Origin of the sequence: Mesorhizobium sp. M7A.F.Ca.ET.027.03.2.1, from assembly GCF_003999175.1 — a bacterium.
GTDB lineage: Bacteria > Pseudomonadota > Alphaproteobacteria > Rhizobiales > Rhizobiaceae > Mesorhizobium.
On record NZ_RZOM01001715.1, the window covers coordinates 1 to 680 of the forward strand.

A 680-nucleotide genomic window follows, 5' to 3' on the forward strand; every position below is an offset into this window, starting at 1 on the left:
TCTGGACATCGCCCGGCGTGCCGTCGGCGATGACGCGGCCATGATCGATGACGACGATGCGCTCGCACAGGTTCATCACCAGCCGCATGTCGTGTTCGATCAGGACGACGCCGATGCGGCGCTCGGTGCGGACTGTCGAGAGGATCGAAACCAGTTCGGCGGTCTCGACGGCGTTCATGCCGGCGGCCGGCTCGTCGAGCAGCAGGAAGCGCGGCTTCAACGCCAGTGCACGTGCCACTTCGAGCCGACGGCGCTGGCCGTAGGCAAGCCTGGCGGCCGGTTGATCGGCAAATCTCTCCAGCCCCATGCGCGCAAGTTCACCCATTGCCGCCGCCTCGGCATGGCCAAGATCCGGCTCCACCTGGCGGGCGGCGACGACGACATTTTCGAGCACGGTCATGTGCGGGAAGACGCGGGTGTTCTGGAAGGTGCGGGCAACGCCGGAGCGGGCGAAGCGGAAGGCCGAAGCCTGCCGGACCACGCCACCCACCGACACGGTGCCGGCACTCGGCTTGATATCACCAGCCAGCATGTTGAGCAGCGTCGTCTTGCCGGCGCCATTGGGGCCGATGATGCCGGTGATGCTGTCGGTCTCGAAATCCAGCCTGACGTCGTCGACGGCGACGACGCCGGCATAGCGGCGCGACAGATGGACGGCGGTGAGCCGGTCACTCTCGACA

General features: G+C 66.9%; 1 protein-coding gene. It reads right to left on the reverse strand.

Going from position 1 to position 680, the window contains the following annotated elements; all coding sequences use genetic code 11:
- On the reverse strand, window positions 1–680 hold a 680-nt coding region (locus EN750_RS37585), incomplete at both ends, for an ABC transporter ATP-binding protein (RefSeq protein WP_210212810.1).